Genomic DNA, 3,437 nt, shown 5'->3' with positions numbered 1-3,437 from the left:
CCATTTCCAATTCTCGGTGCTGTATGCAGTTTTTTAAATTCCTGGTTGAAACTGATGTCTCCGGATTTAGAGCGGTCAATAAAATAGCTATTGGTCTTTTCATCATAACCAAAGATCAGTTTATCACCCAGTTCATTTTCTAAAGAAAGCGCAAAGTTTTTCAGTTGATCTGCCTGGAGTTCCAGTTTAAATGGACTTTTCAAGGCATTCCCTTGTACAAGTTTAAGCCTGTTTTTAACCTGAACATTAGATTGAGATACTGACTTCAACGCAATGTTATCCAATTCTTTAGCAGGAAGAGTTTTCAATACCACTTCTCCATTCACTTTCTCCAGCTTCAGCTCTCTTGGTAAGGTAGCAGCTCCTCTCCAGCTTGTTGTTGGCACTTCATTGGCATAGGTCCAGTTGTTCATCCACCCCATAAAGATCTTTCGCTCTCCTGTATTTGACCAGGTAATACCGGCATAGTCATCTGTACCATAATCCAGCCATCTGGTCTTGTTGTCTATAGGTGTAAAATGTTTTCCATCAAAATCACCTATAAAATACTGTCCTCCCGAACCGCCATTCGGTGCACCGGGGTTGATGTTCACAATCAGTACCCAATGGGTTTTGCCTTCTAATTTTAGAGGAAACAAGTCCGGGCATTCCCACACCCCACCATGACCGCCTTCATGAGCCCCAAACTCACTTTCTTTGGTCCAATCCTTTAAATTTGGAGAAGCATAAAAAGTGATGCGATCTTTCGTAGCCAGGGTCATGATCCATTTTTTGCCTGCTTCATACCACATCACCTTAGGATCTCTGAAATCTACAATACCGGGATTACGCAATACCGGATTTCCATCATATTTTGTCCAGCTTTTTCCTTCGTCCAAACTATAGGCCAGGCTTTGGTTCTGAAAATCATTCCTTCCGGCCTTTTCTCCTTTAGGATCATGGTGTGTAAAGATAGCCACCAGAGGCACTTTACCGTCTTTACCGAATCCCGAAGTATTTTTTTCATCCACTACAGCGCTGCCAGAAAAAATATAGCCGAAGCTGTCTGGATACAACGCTATAGGCAGGTGTTTCCAATGAACCAGATCTGTACTGGTGGCATGGCCCCAATGCATAGGCCCCCATTTGTTTCCACCTGGAAAATGCTGATAGAACAGATGATATTTCCCTTTGTAGTATACCATTCCATTCGGATCGTTCATCCAGTGGGCCTGGGGTGTAAAATGAATTTGCGGACGGTATTTCTCCGCCTCTTTTTGAACTGACTGCCCCTGAACATGATAGCTCAACAGGATCCCCAACAGAACGGGTGTAAATATTCTATTTCTTATACTCATTTGTCCATGTTTAATATGTTCAACTTGATAAATTTAGATCCTGCTCCAAATACAGAAACACCGGCAGCATCCTGGTCCGGATAGATCAGTGAAGTAAATACCTTTTCTCCATGACCAGCAAATATATCCAGGGAAGATTTGTCTACCATGATCTGAAGTTTTAAATTACCTGAAGATTTTAAAGAGATGGTCTGCAGCAAATTACCATCTGGCTTCCTGCCCCTTTCACTACGTGTAAAATCGACATATAACTCTTGCTTAGGCGCATCATAACCAACGATGATTTCCTTTGAAGCATCTGCATTCTGCGCAATTTTAAAACCTGCTCTGCTGGCTTCGCCCATTGAAAATTCCGCATCAATCCAATAGGCATTTCCCTTACCGGCTTCAGGCAAGGGGCGATCCTGACTTCCAATAACTATATGGGACAAAACGTGTTGTTTATTGACATATTTTGCTTTTACTGCCTTGCTGAATACGGCAGAGGGTTGCTGAAATAACCTCAGTCCTTCGCTGGTTGTTTTTAAAGAAAGATCTCTGGGAACAGACATTTGCCCCTTCCATGGGGAAGTTTCCTGTCCTCCCGGCATGAGCCAGCCAATCAAAGTATGTACGCCTTTATCCATTCTCCATGGAATAGCCGCATAAAAGGTATCTCCATAGTCTACAGTAAGTATCTTTTCAGGATAATCATTTTTAAAGGTTTTCCCATCAAAATCACCTATAAAATACTGTATAAGAGGGCCTTTATCTCCGCCAGAAGAAACCATCAGCACCCACTTTATATGGGAAGGATTTCCATCAACAGCTAAAGGAACCAATGATGGGCACTCCCAATCGTGTTTCTTATAGCCCGACGGACCAAAATCACTCAATAAAGACCAGTCTTTTAAATCTTTAGACCCATAGAATTTAACTATAAAATCATCTGGAACGGCAACACTCATCACCCATTGCTGGCTTGGTTGGTGCCAGAATACATTAGGGTCCCTGAAGTTTTTCCGGTGCAGGTCGATGACCGGATTTTTGGCGTAAGGTGTAAAACTCAGCCCACCATCATTGCTGTAAGCAATAAACTGAGATTCCTTTTTTTGAGCAGGCTGATCGGCTGTGTAGACAGCGACCAAGGGAGCCTTTCCGTTTTTGCCAAAACCACTGGTATTTTTAGTATCCAGTACTGCCGAACCGGAGAAGATCCAGGTTGTGGTGTCTTTACTCACTACTTCCGGAATAGCTACAGGCAGATGCTTCCAGTTGAGCAGATCCCTGCTGGTGGCATGCCCCCAACTCATATGTCCCCATTTATTTTCAAAGGGGTTGTGCTGATAATACAAGTGATATTCCCCATTCAGAAAAATAAGACCATTGGGATCATTGATCCAGTTTTTAGCTGCAGTAAAATGATACAGCGGCCTCCATTGTGATGTATCAGTGCTCTGACTAAAGGCAGTCAAAACACTGAACAACAATAATATTAAGGATGTTATATATTTCATTTTAATTTACGCTTAAATCTACCAGCCTGTATTTTGTTTATATAATCCTTTACTAAAATTGATCTGATTTAGCGGGATGGGCAAATATTCATCGCGGTTCTTTTTGAACACTGCATCCAGAAGATGTGGCTTCCTGGTTTTTTCAATTGCAAAATAGCTATTCATATACTCTGCTGCAATACCCCATCGTACCAGATCAAAGAAACGATAACCCTCCATTGCAAATTCCAGGCGGCGCTCAAACCTTAGGGCCTGACGGGCAAAATCGACAGTCCAGGTACAGTTTACTCCAGGTTTATAAGTATCTATCTTATAGTTAGAAATGGTATTGCCATTGGCCTGTTTAAGTAAAGATTCACTGTTTATAGCCCGCTGGCGAACCTGGTTGATCAGCGGCAAGGCTTCCTGCGCTCTGCCCAATTCAATCAATGCCTCAGCCTTAAATAAAAGTACATCTGCATAACGGATAATAGCCCAGTTCTTTCCGCTCGACATAAATGGAGGGAACTTTTTAAAAGCCGGATCATCTGGTAAAACAGTCTCTTTCATACTCAGGTGCGGACCATAGATCTGAGGTGCACGTGCCCAGGAAGTTTGAAAAATA

3 protein-coding genes are annotated in these 3,437 nt (G+C 42.4%); all 3 read right to left on the bottom strand.

Annotated elements, in window-relative coordinates:
- On the bottom strand, positions 1 to 1,337 hold a 1,337-nt coding region (locus VNZ46_RS13695; RefSeq protein WP_325560652.1), incomplete at its 3' end, for a glycoside hydrolase family 32 protein.
- Positions 1,334 to 2,833 (bottom strand): glycoside hydrolase family 32 protein, encoded by a 1,500-nt coding sequence (locus VNZ46_RS13690; RefSeq protein WP_325560651.1) that lies wholly within the window; start codon positions 2,831 to 2,833, stop codon positions 1,334 to 1,336. The genes VNZ46_RS13690 and VNZ46_RS13695, both read right to left, overlap by 4 nt.
- An 18-nt stretch (positions 2,834 to 2,851) precedes the next feature.
- The coding region (locus tag VNZ46_RS13685) for a RagB/SusD family nutrient uptake outer membrane protein (protein ID WP_325560650.1) at positions 2,852 to 3,437 on the bottom strand (586 nt) is incomplete at its 5' end.

The sequence above is a fragment of the Pedobacter sp. genome, from assembly GCF_035566355.1.
Lineage (GTDB): Bacteria > Bacteroidota > Bacteroidia > Sphingobacteriales > Sphingobacteriaceae > Pedobacter.
The sequence above is the reverse complement of the archived record's forward strand: the minus strand, read 5'-3'. Positions and strand labels throughout refer to the sequence as shown.

Coding starts and splice junctions, on each gene's coding strand:
- VNZ46_RS13690 (WP_325560651.1), bottom strand. CDS start 2,833: ATGAAATATATAACATCCTTAATATTATTGTTGTTCAGTGTTTTGACT.